Here is a 23,204-nt window from a genome sequence, read left to right as displayed (position 1 = left end):
GTTTTTTGGAAGAAATATTTCTTATCTACATACCACTGTCAAGACCTTTCCTATTATCCATTTCATAATAATATTTTTTGGCATTTTATACTATTTCATTTTCTTACCTCTAATAACTACAATTGCACATATTACAGCATTTCTAATTGGCATCGGACTCTATTATTTATACCAAAAGGGTACGCATTAACTATAAACTATAATAGCAATTTTTAGATAATCAGATTTTTTTCTCTTCTTCTTTGTAGAATTTTCTCAATTGTTCTTGTTCGCAATTAAAAGAACAACCTATAAGATGCTACAGGTGCAGCAGATTCAGAAAATTGTTAAATTATTAAAATACATTTATTAACTTGTGAATCCCATATAATTTACCCCATTTAAAAGCACTCAAATAATAAAATCTTACAATGAAAAATGATTACCCTGCTTACCGGGAAAAGCACTGCAGAACCCACAACAGCGAGCATGAGCCAGGCAAAAAGATAATGTTCATTTTCTTCCTACTATTAATCTCTCCACTTTTGGCACAAGATGCTGATATGGAATTAAATGAAGAGGAATATTTTGAGGTGCCAGGTGTTAATATCCTGGCCTTTAGCAACTGGTACAATGGTTTATTCAGTGATTCCAAAATTAGCGGTATAGAAATTATACATCACGGGGATCGTACAGCCACCAATGGGGATGTACGCCTGCATGCCACCCCCGAACAATGGGATGCTATCCCTACTTTTTCTGAAAGGAAAGTAGATCAGGCAAACGCCCGAATAGATACTTACCAGGAGTACCCCGACTACAATTTTAAGTATATGGTTCGCGCAGAGGCGAAAGGTGATGGTGTTCTTCTTAGTGTGCACCTGGAGGAAGCCGTACCTGAAGCACTGGTCGGCAAAGCCGGTTTAAATTTAGAGTTTATTCCTTCAGCTTACTGGGAAAAAACCTATTATATGGACGGGAATGCCGACATTTTTCCGTTGTATCCAAGCAGTGATATGCAACAGGACAATACCGGTTATACTTCACCAAAACCTATGGCTACAGGCCAAAAACTTGTACTGGCACCGGAAGATCCCGAGCGTAGGGTGACCATAACTTCAGAAGATGCAGAATTAATGTTACACGACGGAAGGGATAAGGCCCAGAACGGTTGGTTTGTGGTGAGAAGTCTTATTCCGGAAGGTGAAACAGGAAAAGTCCTGGAGTGGTTTATTTCAGCAAACGCTATTCCCGGCTGGACCCGCAGGCCTGTCATTGCACATTCGCAGGTTGGTTACCATCCAAATCAGCAAAAAGTGGCTGTAATTGAACTGGATAAAAATGCTATTCCTGAACAAAGTGCCACTCTTCAGAAAATTTCCGAAGAAGGTGAAAAGATTGATGTGCAAACAGGAGAACTTTCTAAATGGGGACAATATACCCGATATAATTATTTTCACTATGATTTTTCTGAAGTAAGAGAGCCGGGCACCTATGTAATTAGTTATGGCGAAGAAACCACTGCTCCCTTTAGAATAGGTGAGAATATTTATGAAGATGCTTGGCATCCTACCAATGATATTTATTTTCCCGTACAAATGGACCACATGCTAATTAATGAGGCTTACCGCGTTTGGCATGGCGCTTCCCATCTGGATGATGCCTTACAGGCACCTGTAGATCACGAGCACTTTGATCTTTATGCACAGGGACCAACGACAGATACACAATATGAACCGGGTGAACATATACCCGGACTGAATATTGGAGGCTGGTACGATGCCGGAGATTATGATATCAGGACACAAACACAATACCATGTAGTTTTGAATCTGGCACATGCTTTTGAAGATTTTAACCTTCAGCGTGATCAGACATTGGTTGATTATGATGCGAAATACGTTGATATTCATAATCCTGACGGAAAACCGGATATACTTCAGCAAGTTGAACATGGAACTTTAGCACTTATCGCCCAACACAGGGCAGTGGGACACGCTATTCCCGGAATTATAGTTCCGGACATTTCTCAATACACACACCTGGGCGACGGATTGACAATGACAGATAATCTTATATATGACCAAAGCATGGATTCTCTTGAATCTGATGGTTATAGAAGCGGGAAATTTGATGACCGATGGGCATTTACCAGTAAATCTACTCCGTTAAATTATGGATCTATAGCGGCTCTCGCCGCTGCCAGCAGGGTATTAAAAGGCTATAATGACTCTCTCGCCCAGGAATCACTCAATACGGCGCAAAAGGTATGGGAGGAAGAACAGGCCAATGAACCGGATCTTTTTCATCATGGGAATACCACAGGCGGCACACTGGAAGATGAAGAGTTAAAAGCCGCCGTAGAACTTTTAATTGCAACAAAAGATCAAAAATATGCGGGCCGCATTGCAGCAATGTGGCCGGTAATAGATGCTGATTTCGCTTCTCATGCCGGACGTGTTACCAGGGTGCTTCCTTATATGAACAATTCTTTCAGACAAAAACTACGGGAAAGAACCAGAGCTTATCAGACCGAGCTGGATGCATACTACGAGGAAAATCCGTTTGGAGTACCTATTGGACGTGGCGGCTGGGCAGGAAATGGCCAGGTAGTAGAGTTCGCAATGAATAATTATCTGCTTCACAAAGCATTCCCAGATCTTATTGACAGGGAATATGTATTTAAAGGCTTAAATTATATTTATGGTACACATCCCGATTCTTCTATATCCTTCGTTTCGGGAGTCGGAACCAGGTCCAAAAAAGTAGCATATGGAATGAACCGGGCAGATTTTTCATTTATTGCAGGAGGTGTGGTTCCCGGAGTTCTTATTTTGAAACCTGATTTTCCTGAAAACAGGGAAGACTGGCCTTTCCTGTGGGGAGAGAATGAATATGTAGTAAACGTAGGTTCATCTTATATCTATCTTGTAAACGCTGTAAATTTTTTACTAAATGAATAAAAACTTTTACACCTTAGTGATTACACTGGTCATTTCTTTCCAGGCAATTGGACAATTCTCCCAAAAAGACAGAGACAGTATTAACAGGTTAAGTAATGAAGACCACCAGTTAATGATGGAAAAACTGGGAATTGAAGAATTACGACCAGGCCCCTCAGGGAACCCTGAGGCTCCCAATGCTGCAAATTCTGATGAATCTAAAGCCTCGCCCTATACAAGCTTACCAGATCCCCTCGTATTTGATAATGGTTCCACAGTAGAATCTGCTGAGGATTGGGAAAAACGAAAAGCAGAAATTAAGGAACATTTTGATCGTGAAATTTATGGTCGGGTTCCTGAAAACGTTCCAGAAGTTACCTGGGAAGTAATTAGTACAAAGGATACTATAATTGGAGAATATCCGGCAATTCAAAAAAACCTGCTTGGACATGTAGATAACTCTGCATATCCGGAAATCACAGTAGAAATCGAATTAAGCCTTACCACTCCTGCAAAAGCAAAGCAGCCTGTTCCTGTGATAATGGAACTCGGCTGGAACTGGCCTTCACATATACCCAGACCTGAGCAGAAAGGTGAGCCCTGGCAGGAACAATTACTGGAGAAGGGATGGGGCTATGCCGTCCTAATCCCCACCAGTTTCCAGGCAGACAATGGTGCCGGTTTACGTGAGGGAATTATCGGTCTTGTAAATAAAGGGCAACCAAGAGAAGTGGACGACTGGGGAGCGCTGCGAGCCTGGGCATGGGGAGCCAGCAGAGCTCTGGATTATTTTGAAACAGATCCCGCTGTGGATGAAAATCGTGTGGGAATAGAAGGTCTTTCACGATATGGGAAAGCTGCCATTGTTACTTTTGCCTATGACCCTCGTTTCGCCATTGGATTTATAGGCTCTTCCGGAGCAGGCGGAACAAAGATTTTGAGACGGGAATATGGTGAGCAGGTAGAAAATCTCGCCTCTTCAGCTGAATATCATTGGTTTGTCCCTAACTTTATTAAATATGCAGGACCTCTAACGCCAAATGACCTGCCGGTAGACGCACACCAACTAATAGCAATGGCTGCGCCGAGACCGGTTTTTATCAGTTCCGGAGATCCGGAAGTAGAAGGAAAATGGATAGATGCAAAAGGAATGTTTCTTGGCGGCGTACACGCTGCCCCTGTTTACGAACTGCTGGAAAAAGATGGAATGGGAACTACCGAATATCCTTTGGAACATGAAGCTTTGCTGGATGGCCAAATTGCCTTTCGTGAACACAGAGGTGGCCATACTGTGGTTCCAAACTGGCCGTACTTTATTGAATTTGCAAGTAAATATCTTGCAACTGAAGAAGATTAACTATATTAAACCACTAAAAATAAAAACGTGAAAAACTTATTTATCCTTTTTGTACTACTTTTTGCCATGCAGACATCTGCTCAAAACCAGTTTAATGTCCTGCTTTTCACCAAAACTGCCGGATGGCATCATAAATCCATTAACGAAGGAGTAACAGCAATGCGAGCTATGGCTGAACGGCATAGTTTTGATATGCAATGGCATGAAGATGCCACCAGGTTTAACGATGATTTTCTTGAACAATTTGATGTTATAATTTTCCTGAACACTACAGAAGATATTCTTAATGAAGAGCAACAGGCAGCATTTAAAAGGTTTATCCAGTCGGGTAAAGGTTTTGTGGGCGTTCACAGTGCCTCAGATACAGAGTACGACTGGCCGTGGTACAACCAGCTTGTAGGGAAAATGTTCCATATACACCCCCTGGAGCAATCTGCTATGGTAGATGTTGTGGATACCAACTTTCCCGGAATGGAAATTTTTCCGAAAAGGTTTCTATGGACTGATGAGTGGTATGAATTTCTTCCGGAAGAGTACTCTAAAAATCTAAACATCCTGCTTAGCGTAGATGAAGAATCTTACGATCCTGAGGTTCAATGGGGTGAGAAAATCGGCAAAGGAATGGGTGACCATCCAATATCCTGGTATCAGTACTTTGACAACGGGAGGTCTTTTTATACAGGATTAGGCCATATCGCAGAAATTTATAAAGATCCGTGGTTTTTACATCACCTGTACGGCGGTATCTACTGGGCTGCCACAGGAAACGGAATTAAAAAATAGTTGCTGATCAAATTCAGAAATAAAGAAATTAATCTAATTTTTACCATGAAAAGAAATTATTTATCCTACCTACTGTTGAAGTGCTCGCTAATCGTACTGGTGGTGGCTGTATTTGCCCAATGCAAATCTGACACTAAAAATTCCAATGAAAGTACAGACGAAAATGAACAGGCGCAAGTAGTAGATACGTTTGCATTTTCTTCTAATCCTGTAAAAGTACCGGAGCAGGAGGTGAAAACGCTGGAAATAGGCAGTAAAGCACCCAATTTCAGATTACCGGGAACGGACGGAAAGTATCATTCCCTTTCCGAATACGATTCCGCTAAAGTCTTAGCGGTTATTTTTACCTGCAACCATTGCCCTACAGCCCAGGCTTATGAAGAAAGGATAAAATCTATTACAAGTGATTATAAAGATAAAAGTGTTCAGGTTGTGGCAATCTCTCCTAACAGCCCGTTGGGGCTATTACCAGAAGAATTGGGATATTCAGACCTGGGAGACACGTACGAAGATATGATTATAAGGGATAAAGATAAAAATTTCAATTTTCCTTACCTGTATGACGGTGACAACCAAGAGGTGTCCCTGGCCTATGGCCCAGCGGCGACTCCTCATACTTTTGTTTTTGATGAGCAGCGTACTTTACAGTATGTGGGCCGTATAGACGACACAGAAAAACCCGGTACCAAGAATGGAGAAGACTTGCGAAATGCACTCGATAAAATCCTGGCTAATGAAGAATTGGAAGAACCTGTTACAAAAACCTTTGGCTGTTCCACAAAGTGGGGATGGAAAACAAAGAATCGTGAAAAAATAGATGCTGAATGGGCAGAGAAAGAGGTGACATTGCAAGAAAGCTCTACAAATGAGCTGAAAGAACTAATTAAGAATGATAGCGATAAACTCCGGTTAATTAATGTCTGGGCAACGTGGTGTGCTCCATGTAGAATAGAATATCCTGAATTTGTTACTATTCAGCGGATGTTTGGTGCCAAAGATTTTGAATTCGTATCAATTTCTGCAGATAAACTTTCAAAGAAGGAGAGTGCACTTGATTTTCTGGAAAGCACCAATTCGGCTGTAGGAAATCACATTGCTGTTAATGATGATAAATATGCCATAATAGAAGCGATTGATCCGGAATGGAACGGGGCCTTACCCTACACTATGCTTATAGAACCGGGAGGAAATGTGGTATGGAGTTATCAGGGAGAAGTAGATTTTCTCGAGTTAAAGAAGACCATTGTAGAGCATCCTATGATGGGAAGAGTCTACTAATTACAAAACAGCCTTTAAACAAATAGATAAACAAATTCTGATATTTGCTAGCGCAGATATATTAAGATATTAAAAACCGGGAGTTTAACACATCCCGGTTTTTTCATATTCTTATAATTTATTCCAGACTTTCGTAATAATCCTGAAGCACAAAATAAGCCTTCTTCTTTTCCCCGGTTTCAGAAATTAATCCTTTCCTATTCCAGAAATTCTGATAGACAGGGTGCTGCCTTCTCGGGGATTTAAAATCAACCAATATCCACGGAGTCATACCTCTTAAACCATCAATTTTATTCAACATTTTCAACTGTTCTTCATAAATAAATTCCTGGTGCTCCTCGCTCCACATGGTGTTTTTATCACCGTGAAAACCTGCCAAAGCTCCTCCTCCAAATTCGGTTATAACTACAGGTTTGTCAAAATGAATATCGAAGGTATATTTGGACAATTCTCCAGGCTCGTCCCAGTACCAGCCTCCATACTCGTTAAAACTTGCCAGGTCCAGCTTCGCGCCCAGAGGATCATCAACTGTTACCGTGTAACCTTCCCGTTCTACTTCCAGCGCTGCCGCCACAAGCCGCGTATCATCCAAACTCCTGACTTTGGATACCAGATTACCCATAAATTTGTTTCTCGCCTCTGTAACAGGCGTTTCATTTCCAACAGACCAAATGATGACACTCGCCCTGTTCTTGTCACGTTCAATTGCCGCTAATAATTGATTTTCGGCGTTTTGATAAGTTGCTTCATTCTCCCAGGAAATTGTCCAGTAAACAGGAATTTCTGCCCAGACCATTAATCCCATCTCATCTGCAAGGCGTATCATCTTCTCGTTATGGGTATAATGTGCTAAACGAACAAAGTTGCAACCAAGTTCCTTAGCCCACTCCAGCATCATTCTCATATCTCCTTCTGTCCTTAACCTACCTTCAACTAACGGATTCTCATCATGAATCGAAATTCCTTTAAGAAATACTGACTTCTCATTTAGCAAGATATTTCTACCCTGAGTTTTAATGGTCCTGAAACCAATATCGTCTCTAACACTTTCATTTTCTGAAGAAATATCAACTCTGTAGAGGACCGGATCGGTTGGAGTCCAATACTTAACATTGCTAACGGGAATTTTAAAATTAACTTTTCCGGACGCATCTGTATTAAACGATTCATTTATTCCAAGTTCAGGAATTTTAACCAGAACAGTGCTCTTTCCCGAGACACCGTCTAGCTGCACATAACCATTAATAAGATCCATGTTATTATCGGCCAACTGCACCTTATAATCAGAAATAAAAGTTTTAGGAGTAATTATTAGATTCACATCCCTTGTAATTCCGCCATAGTTCCACCAGTCGGTATTCACGGTGGGGACTTCATCTTGTTTCCTGGTATTATTCACCATAACAACCAGAAAATTTTCCCCGTCTTTCAGGTTCTCTGTAACTTCAAACTGAAAGGGCGTAAAACCTCCTTTATGAACTCCCAGTTTTTCACCATTCAGGTAAACATGTGCTTCATAATTCACTGCACCAAAATGAACAAAATACCTGTTATTCATTTCCGGAGAAATTGTAAAGTCTCTTTTGTACCACAAGGTGCCTTCGTATAATTCCAGATTCTCCTCCTGAGAATTCCAATCGCCCGGTACCGTCAGAGTGGGTGAAAGGTCAAAATTATATTCTATACGTCCCTTGGCGTTGTCGTCATTCAAATTTTCAAAGAAACCACCCTTACCCGACGGACTTTCATCAAAAGGCTCCTGCCTGTAATCCAGGTAACCCATTTGATAAGGATCTATAATGTAGTTCCACCTTCCATTAAGGCTCATTTTCTCCCTGTTTTCCACATTTTGAATAAGCGTTTGAGAAAAAACCGGAAAGGAGTAAATTGCAGCAATAAGAAATAAAACAAAAAATTTTATAGATTTCATTTGATTCATAATTATTTTGAGGATTTATTTATCATTTGGCTAGTATTAAAAAAGCCCCTCCAATTTAATGAAAGGGCTTTTAAGTTTAAAATCGAAAAAGAATTAATATCCAGGATTCTGATCTTCCTGACTAATACTCTCATTTGCGGCAATCTCATTATTGGGTATAGGCCACAGTTCGTTCTTTCCTTCCTGAAATCCGAATTGACTAAGCACATCACCTGCTAGCCCCCACCTTACAAGGTCAGGAAAACGTGTCTGTTCACCAGCTAATTCTACATACCTTTCGTGAACAATAGCATCAAATACTTCCTGCTGAGAAAGACCCGTAGGAAGAGGATCTAACTCTGCTCTTTCTCTTACCTCGTTAATATAACCAATAGCTTCTGCTTGATTACCTAAAGCATTTTCAGCTTCAGCCATCATTAAAAGAACATCAGCATAGCGAATAACCTTCATGTTTATACCGGAAGCCTGATCTTCGTTAACATCTTTATAATAATTCTGATACTTCCTCCAGGCTGCTCTTCTGTCATTAGGAAGAGATTCTATAAGACCTCCTGCAAAGGTATCTCCAACGAAATAAAAGGTTTCGTCATACCTGATATCACCCTCTTCGTATTCATCAAGAAGCATGTCTGAAGGATAAACGTTAAACCAGTCATTGAAACCATACTCCTGGCCACGGAAGGTAACTTCATTTGCATCTGCGCCTGACACATTGGAATTCCAAACTGCAGAATTGCCTAAATCATCATCAAACTGAACTTCAAAGATTGATTCCGGTCCAAACTCATCCTCTTCCCTGAAATTGGCAAAATAATCATCTTCCAAAGAATATTCACCGTAAATATTATCAAAAGCGTTCAGAGCCTCCTGGTACTGTTCTCTGTACAGATGAGCCTTACCTAGAAGAGCATAAGCAGCCCCTTGGGTAGCCCTACCATTTTCGGTGGCTTCTTTAGGAAGTAATGATTGGCTCGCATCATTTAAATCTGCAGTAATTTGATTCCACACCTCCTCTTCAGGACTTCGGGGAAAGCCTGATGCGCCTTCAGGAATAGTTGTAATTAAAGGAACATCACCAAAACGCGTTACCAATAAGAAATAGTAAAAAGCCCTCATATACTTCGCCTCCCCAATAAATTTATCCTTTTTTTCATCGCTCAAAAGTGAAGATGGAATAGCATTAATCCTTTCTTCATTATTAATTACGAAGTTTGCCTTGTTAATTCCTCTGTAACAGGATTCCCAATACCAGCTAATCGGCGGATGGCTGGCATCAAAGGAAAATTCGAGAAAGGCTCTTTTATCGGCTTCTAATTGAGGATTCCCCGCATTTTCGTGAGACATATTATCCATTTCAAAAAAGTAAAGCCTTGTATATAAGCCTATGGTCTGCAAATTAGCATATATAGCATTTACTGAAGACTGAACCTGAGCTTCAGTCCTAAAAAAGGTTTCAGGTGAAAGACCACTCGGGTTGCTTAGTTCAAAATCTTCTTCATCACATCCGTTTATAACAAACAGTGTAATAAAGGTCATTAATAAAATTTTTGTTTTTTTCATAATTGTTTTTTTTAAAATCCTAACTGAAGACCAAAAGTTATGGTAGTAGGCTGAGGGTATAAACCTCGATCAATACCTACAGATCCGACCCCCTGGCCCAAAACATTATCAACTCCAATCTCGGGATCTAAACCAGAATAATCGGTTAAGGTAACTAAATTTTGGCCACTTAAATATATTCTTAGATTAGAAAGTGAATCACCAAATATACCTTCATCAAAAGTATATCCAATGTTCAGGTTCTTCAATCTCGTATACGAACCATCTTCTATAAAGCGGTCTGAGGCACTTAGGTTTTGAGGTGCTCCCAATGCACGTGGTATGGTGTTTGAAGTACCTTCTCCAGTCCATCGGTCCAATACAGCAACCCCACTATTAAATAACCTTGGCATACCTTGAAGATCGTAAATATTAGTGTTATAAATCTCCTGCCCATAAGCCCCCTGAATAAAAACTGAGATATCAAATGCCTTATACTGAGCACTTAAATTAAGACCTAGAGTTAGATCTGGGTATGGATTACCTATAACTGTTCTATCTGCAGCGGTAATATTACCATCTCCATTAATATCTTCAAAGCGAATGTCTCCCGGTTGCACAACCGTTTGGTCCGGATTTGCTGTAAATACCTCCTCCACTTGAGCCTGATTTTGATAGATACCATCCGTCCTTAAGCCATAGAAATGAAATAAAGGCTCTCCCGGTGCAATCCTGGTAAGAAATTCGTTTTCAAAAAATCCTCCCTGAATCTCAGTAAGATTTCCTACAGAAAGTACTTCATTTCTACTGGTTCCCAAATTCAAATTGGCAGACCAGGTGAAATCACCTTCATAATCATTATAACCAAGATCAGCCTCAAAACCGTTTGTTTCCACAGATCCAACATTAGATGCTACTGTAGGATCATCATAACCTAAGCTTGGTGTCAACGGCAAATCAAAGAGAAGATCATCACTTCGGTTACTATAATATTCAAGGGATACTGTAAATGCATTATTAAAAATACCCAGATCCAGTCCGATATTCTTCATAGTCACCTCTTCCCATTTAAGGTTTGGATTAGCGAGTCCTTCAGCAGTAGTCCCCTGCTGGGCCGCACCTCCAATTGGATAAATAAATCTCGTTATTAAGATTGATGAATAACTATAATTACCAATAAGGTCGTTACCGGTTGTACCCCAGCTACCCCTTATTTTGAGGTTATTGATGTCTGAATCTTCCATAAAGCTTTCTTTGGCAACATTCCATCCCGCAGCCACAGACCAGAAATTACCCCAACGGTTGTTATCTCCAAATCGGGTAGAGGCATCCCTACGTAAAGAACCGGCTAATATATATTTTTGATCAAAATTATAGTTAATACGACCTAAGACTCCTACTCTTCTATATTCTGAAGAACCTGAAGACAGGCCAGCCTGATTTAAAGATAATTCTTCCACTTCATCAGTAATAGGATTCTGGCTGCTCGCACTCAGATTTTCGTTGTCAATTCTTTGATCCTCCGCTAAAGCTAAAATCTCAAAATTATGCAAATCTGCCACGTCAAACTTATAATTTAAGCTATTCGTAAGGGTAAGAGATTGATTAGTACCACTATCTTTACCAATTTGAGCAAAAGTAAACTGATGAGTTGCTCCCGCGCTATCATCATTATAAGAAGGAATAAAAGTATCATTATTATACTTATAATAATCTAAACCTGCCTGGCTCTTAAAAACAAGACCGTCGAGTATTTCATATTCAGCAAATAGACTACCTAAAATAGTCAAACCTTTATTTTCAGCACTTCCCAGTGTTTGCACCCGAACCGGATTTTCTGCATCCTGCCCGTCCAACGAAGAATTCGGTCCCTGAAAACCGCCTCTGTTATTAGGATTATATACAGGTAAATAAGGTGCTGATTTTATAGCGTGCTCTAACAATGATCTACCGCCACCTCCCCTTTCAGGATTTTGTACCGTAAAAGCTACATTTAATGTTTGCCCAAAACGAAGCTTTCCGTAATTAAAGTTACTATTGGATCTAAAATTGAATCGTTCAAACTCTGTTTCAATTATCGCCCCCTCCTGGTTAAGGTAGCCCCCGGAAAACCTGAAATTGCTACTCTCATTACCTCCGGAAAGACCAAGATTAAAACTTCTTAAAACACCTGTTCTAAAAATTTCATCCTGCCAGTCTGTTTCATTTTGTATAAAATCTGCGTACTGCGGATCTGTAAGACGTCCCGGCACAGGATCTGATATTTCTCTGGCATACTGTATATACTCCTCAGTGCTTAACAGATCATAACGATTACTGTTAAACTGCACTCCGGAATAGGAATCAAAATTAAGTTCAGCTTTTTGAGAAGCTTTTCCAGATTTAGTAGTAACCAGCACAACACCATTCGCACCCCTTGAACCATAAACTGCAGTGGTAGAGGCATCCTTTAAAACCTGGATATTCTTAATATCATTTGGGTTTAAACTTCCCAATCCTCCTGCTATCACTCCATCTATAACATATAGAGGATCGTTATTATTAGGCGTAGCTAACCCTCTAATCCTTACAGCCGGAGAGTTTCCCGGCGCACCGGAATTAATTACGGTCACACCCGAAGCTCTTCCCTGAAGTGCCTGCTCTGCAGTAGCCACAGGAAGACTATTGATCTCTTCTGTATCTATAGAAGAAATGGCTCCGGTAACCTCAGCCCTTGACTGTGTTCCGTAACCTACCACTATTACATCGTCTAAAGACTGTGCATCGGCAGCCATGTTGACATTAATAACGGATCTACCGTTAATTGCAATTTCCTGTGTCTGAAAACTAATGTAGCTAAACACAAGTCGGGCATCAGGCCCTAAATCTTCTTCCACTTCCAGAGTGTAATTTCCATCAAAATCTGTTGTAGTACCAGTTGTTGTCCCTTCCAGTATCACATTAACTCCGGGAAGCGGACCATTTGCATCAGTCACTGTTCCTGTTATGATTTCCTGCGCCGAAACAAATCCAAAGCAAAGAAAGCATAGAAAAAACAAACCACTTTTAAAGTAATTTTCTCTCATATTGATTAATTGTATGTTAGTTGGCGTTAAATGTAGAAAAATAATTCTAATACGCAATCGTTTTCAGCAAAATTTTTAACAAATCCATAAGATTAGGAGTTGTTTACTCTCACATTAATAATAGAGCCTACCTCCTATTGAATTTCTGATAAACTCCCAGTATTTACCTCCACAAATTGCAACAGATCATTATTCTTGACCGCAATAACCACATCTTTGTTTCGGACTCGCAATGTTAATATATCCTTAACATCCCCCGGCAAAAAGAAACCTGTGTCTGCGGGATTGGTTTCCTTAAATTTACCAGCTCCATCTCCTTTTAAGAACATTCCATAACCGGCATCATTCCTGGTTGTCTCCACTTCTGACCAGAATAAATTTCCAGCAATTAAAGCATCCAGATTCCCGTCATCGTCATAATCATCTACAAGAATCTGGTTAATAGAAGAAATTTGTGCACCCGAAGGCAGTTCATGCCTAACAAACTTACCATTTCGGTTTTCCAGATAAACACTTGCAAAGGATTTTACCTGGTAGTGAAGAGAGTTTTCTAATTCTTCCTCGGTGTATACATCTTCAAGAGTGGCGGTTGAAAAAGATTGATAATCGGGAAATTTATTTTTTATTCCCGGTATCTGCTGCGAGGAGCACTCCCGTCCACGTAATGGAAATTTCTCTCCTTCGTTATAATAGCTCAACACGATATCCTGCTTGTCATTTTGGTCAAAATCATTAAAGTAAATATCAAACGTCTCATCTTCATTGGCCGTATATTTGTAATTGCGCCCAAGATTACCAACCAAAAAATCCTGATCGCCGTCGTTATCGAAATCACCGGATTTAATGCTCCACCACCATCCTGCAGTATCTGAAGTTAAACCAAGATCTTCTGAAACTTCAGTAAATCCTGTTTCCGAATTTTGAAAAACCCTAATAGGCATCCATTCCCCTACAATAACTATATCTTCCCATCCATCTTTATTAATGTCAGTAATTTCAGCACTCGTTGCCATGCCTAAAGACTGGAATTCCGGAGCTATATTCTTTGTTATATCACGATATTTAGCTTTTCCATTTCCTCCAACATTCTTCAGGATGTATGTTTTTGCAGGCAAAGGATAATGCCCAGGGACCAGGCGTCCTAATACTAAGAGGTCTTTTTTGCCATCTTTATCAAAATCGGCCTGATAAACCCTGGATCCACTGGTACGCATTTCAGGCAAAGCTGACTCGTCCTTACTAAAATTCCCCGCACCGTCGTTTATGTACAGTCTGTCCTGCAGATATTCCGAATCAGGTTCAAATTCGTTTCCGCCACTCACAACGTAAATATCATTATAACCATCTTCATTCGCATCAAAAATCAGGGCACCTAAATCTTCATACTTTTTGTCCTGCTCAAAGGCCGCACTCCTTTGTTTTTCGAATCCCGATTCATTCTGAAAATACAAACCTGCTTCATAATTGGAAGCAGCCCCTATAAAGAAATCCTCTTTACCATCTCCGTTTAAATCACCAACTGCGGCACCCGGACCAAAAGTAGAAGTACGATGCGGAAGAAGAACCTCTTTAACAAAATCATTGTACTCATTTTCAACATGGCGATGTTGCGGAAAAGAAATTGTATCCTTGATTGTTGCAAAAAGCTGATTGCTTACATCGCTTTCCTCTTCTGTAGTTTGGTTTGCATTTTTATAATTAAAAGTAAGTGACTGATTTGATTCAACATCTTTCATCGTCTCAACTTTACCATCTGGCCAGACAATTCTTATTTCATCAATAACTTCAGCTTTTGACAGACCGAAATGCAACATAGGCGCAACAGAAGACTGGAAGCCTCTTGTAAGGGTAAGCTCCTGCATTTGCTCTGTTTCATTAGCCTTTACATAAGCCCGTGCACCTAATCCAAATGAGTTCTTCTCATTACCTTCAAACTGTATCTGAACAAAATTGTTTTTTTCCGAACTAGTGTTTTCAAAGAAAGAAGCATGGTCATCTATATTATTAATGACGATCTCTAAATCCCCGTCATTATCTAAATCTGCATAAATAACACCATTAGACCACCCTTTATATTCAATACCCCATTTTTCATTAGCTATTTCAAAAGAGAGATCACCATTATTCTGAAACATGAAATTGTCGATCTTTTCAGAAGGAATGTTCATGCTCTTTTCAAGTTGATTTTCTTTCACCAACCTCGTATCCTTCAGACTATTAAAATAATCATTATTATTAATTTCTCTTCTTGTACCGTTTGTTACAAATAAGTCTTTATGTCCATCGTTATTAAAATCAGCAAACAAAGGACCCCAACTCCAATCTGTAGAAGAAGCACCTGTTATTCTGGATAAATCAGCAAAAAAGGGATTATCATCTTCAAAAACACCGGTATTTGTCTGAAGGGTGTTTTGCATGTACTGATAGTGAAAACCGGCATCTACAGTACTCCAAAACAGATCTGGGTTCATACTTGCCATGTTGGCTTTTTTCCTCCTGTTTTTCTTGGCAGACATGTCTACCTGATATATATCCAGATTCCCATCATTATTATAGTCTGCTATATCCACACCCATACCGTAAAAAGCAGTATGTGAGGTGGCATTTTTCACAACTTCCCTGAAAGATCCGTCTCCATTGTTTATATAAAGATAATCGGGGGAACTGAAGTCATTCGAAATATAAATATCCGGCCAACTGTCATTGTTCAAATCCCCCACAGTAGCAGATAATGAAAGCCCAAAGCTTCTTACCCCCGCTTCATCAGTCACATCTGTAAATTTACCACCGTCATTGCGCAGTAAGTGATCAGATTCAAGATCGCTTACATTCTTCATCTTATATTCATAGATAAAATTAGGAGAATCGAATCTGGTTGGGGGATAATTGGCTATATAGACGTCCAGATCTCCATCTTTGTCATAATCAAAAAAGGTCGCCTGTACACTGTTACCGGGATCATCAAGACCATATTCTTCTGCTTTTTCAACAAATGTTCCGTCTCCGTTATTTATAAAAAGCTGATTGTTTTTTGGGCCGAATTTTCCGCCCACAGAGAGGTATATATCCAGAAAACCATCGCCATTCACATCTGCCATGGTAACACCGGTATACCAACGATCGTCTCCGGCAACTCCTGCGGTATGGGATATGTCTTCAAAAAAAAGATTTCCTTTATTAAGATACAACTTGTTAGGCACTTGATTTCCAGTAAAATAAAGATCTTCCAAGCCATCATTATTTATATCTCCGGCGGCAACACCGCCCCCCATGTAGATATAGGAATAACTAAAATAGTTAAGAGAGTCGTTCTCTGTTAAGTTATTACTGAACTCGATTGCGGAACTTTGGGAAGAAACCTTTCGGAAGATTTCAGTTTCTGATGATTCAGATGATCCAATTTCATCCTCGTTCTTACAACTGCTCAATGAAACAAAAGTAGCAATTACCAACATTTTTAAAAAAATCCTCATTACGTACTGCTATTTAGCAAAATGTCTTTAACATTAAATTAACGGGTGTAATTTAAGAAATTCTTATTTTCTGAAGAGAAATTTATAAAATTATTAGTCTGGTTTCAAAAGCGCCAGATCTCACAGTCCCTTTCAGCAAACTCTGGATCATGAGAATTTAAAAAATGCCGCTCTTCAGGGAAATCTTTCTTAATATTCATGCAACCGTTTCCATATTTAGAGAAAAATTGCTGAGAAAATTTTTTAGTACCTTTATTACTATGCAAAAAAGTTGTTTAGAATGCGGCGAAAAACTGGTAGGCCGGGAGGATAAAAAATTTTGTAGCGACTATTGCCGCAATGCCCATCATAATAAGGTAAATAAGGAAAGTAGTAATCTTGTAAGGAACACCAACAACCAGCTACGGAGAAATTACCGCATACTCCAGGAACTGAATCCGGAGAATAAAACAAAAACCAGCAAATCAAAATTGCTGGCTAAAGGTTTTAGCTTTGAGTATATCACGGGAATTTACACCACCAAAACCGGGACGGTATATTATTTTGTTTACGACCAGGGATATCTGCCACTGGAAAATGACTTTTATGCCCTCGTAAAGCGGAATTAAGTTCTCCAGGTGTCTCCTTTTAATTCCATTGCCGCTTTTAAAACATCACTCTGGCTAATTTGCCCCACAAGCTTCCCATCTTCGAGAATCGGGAAACGCCGGTGCTTTAATTCCACAAATTTTTTGGCGGCATCCAGGACATTCATTTTTCCATCTATTGTTTCCACATTACAGGTCATATGCTTCTCAACTGTCAAATCTTCCATGGGCATGTTATAATAACGACTATCAGAAATCTGCTTTAGACAGTCTCCTTCAGAAATAATACCCAGCAACTCATTTTGTCCATTCACAACAGGTCCTCCTGAAATTCGGTTTGCAACCAATTTTGCTATGACATCTGCAATTTTTTCATCTTTTCTGAACGTAATGAGTGATGTAGACATATAATCCTCTACCAATATTGGCTCTTCTACCGGTTTTTCCGGCTCAGCGCGCTTTCCCTGAAAACTTTTTATAGCCATAATTTAAGTTTTTGATTATTAAGTAATTAAATATAGCGAAAATTTAAACAGTCTGAATGGCTGGATAAAATTTTCTTTTTTGATCAAAATCTTAAGTAACTTTAGATCTTATTGTAACAGCAACCTTTAAATTTTATGCTGAATAAATTTTCTGCGGTTTTCGGATTTCTCCTCATCCTATTTGCCATCTGGCTAAATTACTACAGTAGTCAGCCAGAATACGACCCATCTGAAGCCATTCCGGAAACCGAATTTTCTACCACACGTGCCTTTTCCCATGTAGAACAAATCGCTCAACAGCCGCATTTTGTCGGAAGTGCAGCGCATAGCCGCGTCAGAAATTATATTATCGATGAACTCCAGGAAATAGATTTGCAGGTGCAAATTCAGGAAGGTTATCACCTCAACAACTCCGGAGAAATGGCCCGACCTCAAAATATCCTCAGCCGTATTGAAGGTTCGGGAGACGGAGAGGCGCTGGTGCTTATGACACATTACGACAGCGACCCGCATTCTTCCTTTGGCGCCAGTGATGCCGGTAGTGGTGTCGCTACAATTCTTGAAGGAGTCAGAGCTTTTCTTGCTGATAGTGTCAATCAGAAAAACGATATTATTCTTCTGTTTACAGATGCCGAAGAATTGGGATTAAATGGCGCCGGACTTTTTATTGAAGAGCATCCGTGGGCTAATGATGTAAAGCTGGCTCTCAATTTCGAATCTCGCGGAAGTGGCGGAAATTCCTTCATGTTCCTGGAAACCAATACGTCTAATTCTGCCTTAATTAGAGCATTTAAAGAAGCAAATCCACAGTTTCCCGCTACCAATTCCCTTGCATACAGCGTGTATAAAATGCTGCCAAATGACACCGATTTAACCGTACTGCGCGAGCAGGGCAACATTAACGGATTCAATTTTGCCTTTATCGACGATCATTTTGATTACCACACCGCCACAGACGTTCCTGAAAACCTAGATAAGGAAACCCTGGCGCAGCAGGGAACTTATCTTATGCCGCTGCTCTATTATTTTAAAGACGCAGATCTTTCTCTGGACTCTTCTGAAGATTTACTTTTTTTCGACCTGCCCTTCGGAAAAATTGTTTCTTATCCCTTCTCCTGGATTTTTCCACTGCTCATAGGCGCCGGTATTCTTTTCCTCGCCGTCCTCATATATGGATTTTCTATAAAACGATTAAAGCTGAAGCCGGCTTTAAGAGGATTTGTTCCTTTTCTGCTAAGCCTCATTATTTCCGGTGTGCTGGTGTATTTGCTGTGGCAGTTCTGCCTGATGATTTATCCTGAATATTCCGAAATGGAACAGGGTTTTACCTATAACGGCTATTACTATATCTACGCCGCTATTTTTCTTAGCCTAACGGTGAGTTTTTTCTCCTACCGAAAAGTTCCTAAGTCAAAAGATATAGCTTCCAAATTTGTAGCTCCACTTTTCTTCTGGCTGCTCTTATGTTGTCTGTTGGCTTTTGCGCTTAAAGGTGCCGCATATTTTATTATCCCAGCATACTTCGGGATATTACAACTGTTCGTGATGATCAGGCAAAAGCGGCCAAATTTACTATTGATGGCAATTTTATCCTTACCCGCTATCTTTATATTAATGCCGTTTTTAGATGCTTTTCCGGTTGCACTTGGACTTAATATTTTATTTATTTCAGCAATTTTGACCGTGCTTCTGTTTTCATTGTTACTTCCAGTTTTTGGCTATTTCCGGAGAAATAAAGCGCTGGCGGTTTTATCTTTTGTTGTTTTCAATGTACTATTTTTAATCGCTCATTTTCAATCAGACTTTACTGCTGAAAGGCCGAAACCTAATAGTCTTGTTTACCTTCTGGATGCAGATAGTGATGAAGCTAAGTGGTTTTCCTATGATAATATGCCTGATGAATGGACGGCTAATTATTTTGGGGAAGAGCCGGCGATCCAACCCTCAAAAATGGCAAATTTCGATAGTAAGTATGGCAGTACGTTCACCTACAGTGCAAATGCACCAGAAGTTGAACTTCCGGAACCGGCAGTACTTCTTCAGCTAATCGATAGCACTGAGAATGTAAATAAATTTTCGCTGAAGATCGCACCAAACCGGGATGTAAACCGGATGGAACTCTTTGCAGAGACGAACCTCGATTTTGAAGAGTTTGAAGTCAACGGACAAACGGCTGATGAAATACTCCTTGGTGAGAACAATTTTCATGTATTCAAAAAAAGATGGAAAGAGCAGCTTTTGCTCTATCACGCAGTTGGGAAGGATACTTTGCGGATCAACTTTAGTCTGAAGAAAGATAAGAAGCCTGAATTTTTACTTTTCGAATCAAGTTATGATCTATTGGAAAATTCAGCCTTAAATGTTCCCGAAAGACAGGATTGGATGATTCCGCGACCATTTGTAGTTAACGATGCCGTGATTGTAAAAAAGAAGATCACCTGGAAAGGCAATTCTGAAACTCCTTCTGAAGAAGTCACTAAAAATTAAAAATATGAATATTTCCATATTAGGTTGCGGCTGGTTGGGATTACCACTTGCAAAAATCCTTATTGAAAAAGGCCACACGATTAAAGGCTCTACGACCCGAAGGGAGAAAATAATCAAACTGCAGGAAGAACAAATCCTGCCCTACCAGATACAGCTTTTTGCTGAAGGGATTCATGGCGATATTGATGCATTTCTTTCCGATTCAGAAATACTTGTTCTTGATATTCCGCCCGGGCTTCGCAGCGATCCCAAAGCAGACTTCACCGGAAAAATTAAGGAACTTTTGGATCATTTAACCAGAAGCAGCATCAAAAATGTGCTTTTTGTGAGCTCCACTTCGGTTTATAAAGACATGGAAGAATTTTTTGTTTATACTGAAACTTCTACTCCAAATGGCAATTCCCGTGCGGCAGTAGAAATTATTGCTGCAGAAAAACTGCTAACCGAAAATGACAAATTCAGCACTACAATTGTAAGATTTGGAGGATTGCTTGGCGCGGACCGGCATCCGGTGAATTTCCTGTCGGGGAGGACAGGCATTAAAAACCCAAAAGCACCGGTGAATTTGATTCAGCAGGAAGATTGCATTGAAATTATTCGGAAAATAATTGAAAAAGAAACCTGGGGCACAACTTTTAATGCCGCTTTTCCCGAACATCCCGGAAAAGAGAGCTATTATGCTGAAAAAGCTGCTCAGAACACGCTAGCTCCTCCAGAATATGATCATAATTCACCTTCAAAAGGAAAAATTGTAAGTTCTGAGAGGTTAAAAGAATTGTTAGATTTTGATTTTCAGCACAAAATATAGATTAATTCGAGAATTTGAAGATTTGTTGATGTGCTAATGAGAATAGACTAAAAAGGAGAGGCTCCTAAAATGGCAAATTTCGACCTGTAGTAGAAAGAGGAACGCTAGCTTGATTAAATACATGGTGTCGAAAGGCTAAACCGGAATGAAAGAACGAAATTAGCTTCGCGTCACACTGAGCTTTATGAAGTGTAAAGGGGCTTCGACAGGCTCAGCCTGACAAATATTTGAGTTCTTTTGAAGAAATAGCGGTGTCTGAAAAATGGCAAATTTCGAACTTCAGTAATCTTGAAAAAATTAAGAAAGACTTCGTCAGGTCTGAGTCAACAGAACGAAACTCTTCGTGTCACACTAAGCTTGCCTAAGTATTTCCGGGTTTCGAGGCTCAGCCTTACTGCCATCCAGAACAAATATTACTACTTTGTATAAGCTTCTGAATAAGGAGACCAGATTTCGTAAATGGGATCTCCTTTTGAGCTTTTGCCCTGATGATGCCATTCACCATCTTTAACTTCGTACTGAAAATCCAGACTGGCGCCTACCCTGCCGCTGTCGCGGGAGAAAAACTCAATATTTTCTATGTATTTTCCATCTTCAGCAGAATAAGTACCGCCGCCCGTACCACTTAATTCTTTTGTCGCCGAATTAAAAGCAATCCACTGGAAACGTCCACCGCCCAGGATCTTTACTGTTCGGCGATCTCCGGGAGTCATTTTGTTAATTTCGCCGTCTCTCTTTCTTCCGGTAATTACCCAGTTTCCGTTAAGATCATTTTCTTCTGAAGAGATCTTTTCCCAGACCTGGACTTCAGTTACATTGTCAATTTCAATTTTGTTACTTCCATCGAGAAAAGTAAGTTTAGGATTGAATGTGTGGCCAACAACCTCAGAATTTTTTGTGTTAAAATCTGGCATTTCCTGGTAGTCAGCTTCTGAATATTCGCCGCCAAGTGCCCATAAAAATTCATTTGTTTCAGTATTTTTGGCACCTTCCGCATAATATCCGTCCTGATATACCCTCACCACTTCTTTGTCAGTAATCTCTCTTCCATTTTCTTCCACCAATTCCCATGAACCTTCAAGACTTTGTGCGCTTATGGAAAAGAAGCTCACTATAAGCAACGACAAAACGAGTAATTTTTTCATAATTGATGGTTTTAAAAGGTTAAAAACTATTCCTGCTCTTCCCCGTAAGTATCATATTCGGGATACAGGAAGTTGTTGTAAGGGAATCTTGTAATGTGAATTTTCCTTACAGCTTCATAAACTTTCTTCCGGAAATCTTCAATGTTTTCCTTTTCCAAAGCAGAAATAAACAGCACATCCTCACCCATACGATTCATCCACGTCCTTTTCCAATCTGTAAGCGTATTGTGAGCCGTGGTTTTTTCGGTTACCAGGTCATCTTCATCAATAACTTCAGGTTTGTACTGATCGATCTTGTTAAAGACCATCAATGTTGGCTTATTAGAACTCTTTATTTCATCCAGAATCTGGTTCACCGAATCGATATGTTCTTCAAAATTAGGATGGGAAATATCGACCACATGCAGAAGTAAATCTGCTTCGCGCACTTCATCCAGGGTTCCTTTAAAGGATTCGACTAACTGAGTTGGCAGCTTCCGTATAAAACCTACAGTGTCTGTAAGCAAAAATGGCAAATTTCGAATTACTACTTTGCGAACGGTGGTATCCAGCGTCGCAAACAATTTATTTTCAGCAAAAACTTCGCTTTTGCTAATTACATTCATAAGCGTGGATTTTCCCACGTTGGTGTATCCTACGAGCGCAACACGGACCAATTGACCACGGTTGCCACGCTGCACTTCCATTTGTTTATCTATTGCCTCAATTTTCTTTTTAAGAAGGGCAATTTTATCACGAACAATACGTCTATCTGTTTCAATTTCGGTTTCACCGGGACCACGCATCCCAATACCACCACGCTGGCGCTCAAGGTGAGTCCACATTCCCGCAAGCCGCGGCAACAAATATTCGTACTGGGCCAATTCTACCTGCGTCCTGGCATAACTGGTTTGTGCCCTTTGTGCAAAAATATCGAGAATCAGGTTCGTCCTGTCCAACACCTTGCATTTTAAAATTTTCTCTATGTTTTTTTGTTGCGCAGGAGATAACTCATCATCAAAAATTGCGGTCCCAATCTCGTGCTCATCCACAAATTCCTTTACATCGTTCATTTTACCCGAACCAATAAAAGTCTTAGGGTTGGGCATATCTACCTTTTGCGTAAAGCGCTTTAAAACTTCACCACCGGCGGTGTAGGTGAGAAATTCCAGCTCGTCGAGATATTCTTCCAGCTTATCTTCTCCCTGATTTTTAGTAACGATTCCTATAAGAACCGTTTTTTCGTATTGTAAATCGGTTTTTTCAATCATAAAGACAAAGTTACATAATTGAATGTTATTGTGATTTTTAGCGATGTTTATTCAACAAAAATTTAACGCAGAAAAGCCTGTCACTCT

Annotated in this window: 14 protein-coding genes; 7 read left to right on the top strand and 7 right to left on the bottom strand. The window is 39.9% G+C overall.

Annotation, left to right across the window (positions count from 1 at the left end; genetic code table 11):
* Window positions 1-410 precede the first annotated feature (410 nt).
* From RM545_RS03095 to RM545_RS03080, 4 genes are read left to right on the top strand one after another with little or no spacing between them, the layout of a single operon-like run.
* Window positions 411-2,942, top strand: a complete 2,532-nt coding sequence (locus RM545_RS03095; protein WP_311493852.1) for a glycoside hydrolase family 9 protein — start codon at window positions 411-413, stop codon at window positions 2,940-2,942.
* A complete protein-coding gene (locus RM545_RS03090; RefSeq protein WP_311493851.1) occupies window positions 2,935-4,278 on the top strand; it encodes a glucuronyl esterase domain-containing protein in 1,344 nt (447 codons plus the stop codon). The genes RM545_RS03095 and RM545_RS03090 overlap by 8 nt, the downstream gene beginning before the upstream one ends.
* 27 nt (window positions 4,279-4,305) lie before the next feature.
* On the top strand, window positions 4,306-5,061 hold the full coding sequence (locus tag RM545_RS03085; RefSeq protein ID WP_311493850.1) for a ThuA domain-containing protein: 756 nt from the start codon (window positions 4,306-4,308) through the stop codon (window positions 5,059-5,061).
* Window positions 5,062-5,106: 45 nt separating this feature from the next.
* The gene (locus RM545_RS03080; RefSeq protein ID WP_311493849.1) at window positions 5,107-6,339 is read left to right on the top strand and encodes a redoxin family protein; all 1,233 of its coding nucleotides are present in this window, start codon (window positions 5,107-5,109) and stop codon (window positions 6,337-6,339) included.
* A 118-nt stretch (window positions 6,340-6,457) separates the two neighbouring features.
* On the opposite strand, the gene RM545_RS03075 is transcribed toward RM545_RS03080, so the two are convergent.
* From RM545_RS03075 to RM545_RS03060, 4 genes are all read right to left on the bottom strand, one after another.
* On the bottom strand, window positions 6,458-8,269 hold the full coding sequence (locus RM545_RS03075) for a glycoside hydrolase family 2 protein (protein WP_311493848.1): 1,812 nt from the start codon (window positions 8,267-8,269) through the stop codon (window positions 6,458-6,460).
* Between the two features lie 102 nt (window positions 8,270-8,371).
* On the bottom strand, window positions 8,372-9,838 hold the full coding sequence (locus RM545_RS03070; RefSeq protein ID WP_311493847.1) for a RagB/SusD family nutrient uptake outer membrane protein: 1,467 nt from the start codon (window positions 9,836-9,838) through the stop codon (window positions 8,372-8,374).
* Window positions 9,839-9,849: 11 nt separating this feature from the next.
* Window positions 9,850-12,882 (bottom strand): SusC/RagA family TonB-linked outer membrane protein, encoded by a 3,033-nt coding sequence (locus tag RM545_RS03065; RefSeq protein WP_311493846.1) that lies wholly within the window; start codon window positions 12,880-12,882, stop codon window positions 9,850-9,852.
* Window positions 12,883-13,016: 134 nt separating this feature from the next.
* Window positions 13,017-16,355: a CRTAC1 family protein gene (locus tag RM545_RS03060; protein WP_311493845.1), complete on the bottom strand. Its 3,339-nt coding sequence runs from the start codon at window positions 16,353-16,355 to the stop codon at window positions 13,017-13,019.
* Between the two features lie 260 nt (window positions 16,356-16,615).
* Between RM545_RS03060 and RM545_RS03055 the strand changes: the two genes are divergently transcribed.
* Window positions 16,616-16,963 carry a hypothetical protein gene (locus RM545_RS03055; protein ID WP_311493911.1) on the top strand — a complete coding sequence of 116 codons (348 nt, stop codon included), beginning with the start codon at window positions 16,616-16,618 and terminating at the stop codon, window positions 16,961-16,963.
* On the opposite strand, the gene RM545_RS03050 is transcribed toward RM545_RS03055, so the two are convergent.
* Window positions 16,960-17,427 (bottom strand): CBS domain-containing protein, encoded by a 468-nt coding sequence (locus tag RM545_RS03050; protein WP_311493844.1) that lies wholly within the window; start codon window positions 17,425-17,427, stop codon window positions 16,960-16,962. The two genes, RM545_RS03055 and RM545_RS03050, sit on opposite strands and share 4 nt — an antisense overlap.
* Window positions 17,428-17,562: 135 nt before the next feature.
* Between RM545_RS03050 and RM545_RS03045 the strand changes: the two genes are divergently transcribed.
* Both RM545_RS03045 and RM545_RS03040 read left to right on the top strand, forming a co-directional pair.
* The gene (locus tag RM545_RS03045; RefSeq protein ID WP_311493843.1) at window positions 17,563-19,914 is read left to right on the top strand and encodes a M20/M25/M40 family metallo-hydrolase; all 2,352 of its coding nucleotides are present in this window, start codon (window positions 17,563-17,565) and stop codon (window positions 19,912-19,914) included.
* Window positions 19,915-19,918: 4 nt separating this feature from the next.
* Window positions 19,919-20,722, top strand: a complete 804-nt coding sequence (locus RM545_RS03040; protein WP_311493842.1) for a Rossmann-fold NAD(P)-binding domain-containing protein — start codon at window positions 19,919-19,921, stop codon at window positions 20,720-20,722.
* 416 nt (window positions 20,723-21,138) lie between these two features.
* Here the strand turns inward: RM545_RS03040 and RM545_RS03035 are convergent, their stop codons facing one another.
* Together RM545_RS03035 and hflX are read right to left on the bottom strand one after the other, a co-directional pair.
* On the bottom strand, window positions 21,139-21,867 hold the full coding sequence (locus RM545_RS03035) for a DUF4488 domain-containing protein (RefSeq protein ID WP_311493841.1): 729 nt from the start codon (window positions 21,865-21,867) through the stop codon (window positions 21,139-21,141).
* Between the two features lie 26 nt (window positions 21,868-21,893).
* Window positions 21,894-23,117, bottom strand: coding sequence for a GTPase HflX (gene hflX, locus RM545_RS03030; protein WP_311493840.1), 1,224 nt, complete (start codon window positions 23,115-23,117; stop codon window positions 21,894-21,896).
* Window positions 23,118-23,204 lie beyond the last annotated feature (87 nt).

Origin of the sequence: Autumnicola lenta, assembly GCF_031846515.1 — a bacterium.
GTDB classification, from domain to species: domain Bacteria; phylum Bacteroidota; class Bacteroidia; order Flavobacteriales; family Flavobacteriaceae; genus Autumnicola; species Autumnicola lenta.
Note: the sequence above shows the minus strand (reverse complement) of the source record. Positions and strands in the feature narration are given on the sequence as shown.

What these genes read in the sequence shown, in the direction of transcription:
- RM545_RS03095 (WP_311493852.1), top strand. Translation starts at nt 411, where the DNA reads ATGAAAAATGATTACCCTGCTTACCGGGAAAAGCACTGCAGAACCCAC.
- RM545_RS03090 (WP_311493851.1), top strand. Translation starts at nt 2,935, where the DNA reads ATGAATAAAAACTTTTACACCTTAGTGATTACACTGGTCATTTCTTTC.
- RM545_RS03080 (WP_311493849.1), top strand. Translation starts at nt 5,107, where the DNA reads ATGAAAAGAAATTATTTATCCTACCTACTGTTGAAGTGCTCGCTAATC.
- RM545_RS03075 (WP_311493848.1), bottom strand. Translation starts at nt 8,269, where the DNA reads ATGAAATCTATAAAATTTTTTGTTTTATTTCTTATTGCTGCAATTTAC.
- RM545_RS03070 (WP_311493847.1), bottom strand. Translation starts at nt 9,838, where the DNA reads ATGAAAAAAACAAAAATTTTATTAATGACCTTTATTACACTGTTTGTT.
- RM545_RS03065 (WP_311493846.1), bottom strand. Translation starts at nt 12,882, where the DNA reads ATGAGAGAAAATTACTTTAAAAGTGGTTTGTTTTTTCTATGCTTTCTT.
- RM545_RS03060 (WP_311493845.1), bottom strand. Translation starts at nt 16,355, where the DNA reads ATGAGGATTTTTTTAAAAATGTTGGTAATTGCTACTTTTGTTTCATTG.
- RM545_RS03055 (WP_311493911.1), top strand. Translation starts at nt 16,616, where the DNA reads ATGCAAAAAAGTTGTTTAGAATGCGGCGAAAAACTGGTAGGCCGGGAG.
- RM545_RS03050 (WP_311493844.1), bottom strand. Translation starts at nt 17,427, where the DNA reads ATGGCTATAAAAAGTTTTCAGGGAAAGCGCGCTGAGCCGGAAAAACCG.
- RM545_RS03045 (WP_311493843.1), top strand. Translation starts at nt 17,563, where the DNA reads ATGCTGAATAAATTTTCTGCGGTTTTCGGATTTCTCCTCATCCTATTT.
- RM545_RS03040 (WP_311493842.1), top strand. Translation starts at nt 19,919, where the DNA reads ATGAATATTTCCATATTAGGTTGCGGCTGGTTGGGATTACCACTTGCA.
- RM545_RS03035 (WP_311493841.1), bottom strand. Translation starts at nt 21,867, where the DNA reads ATGAAAAAATTACTCGTTTTGTCGTTGCTTATAGTGAGCTTCTTTTCC.
- hflX (WP_311493840.1), bottom strand. Translation starts at nt 23,117, where the DNA reads ATGATTGAAAAAACCGATTTACAATACGAAAAAACGGTTCTTATAGGA.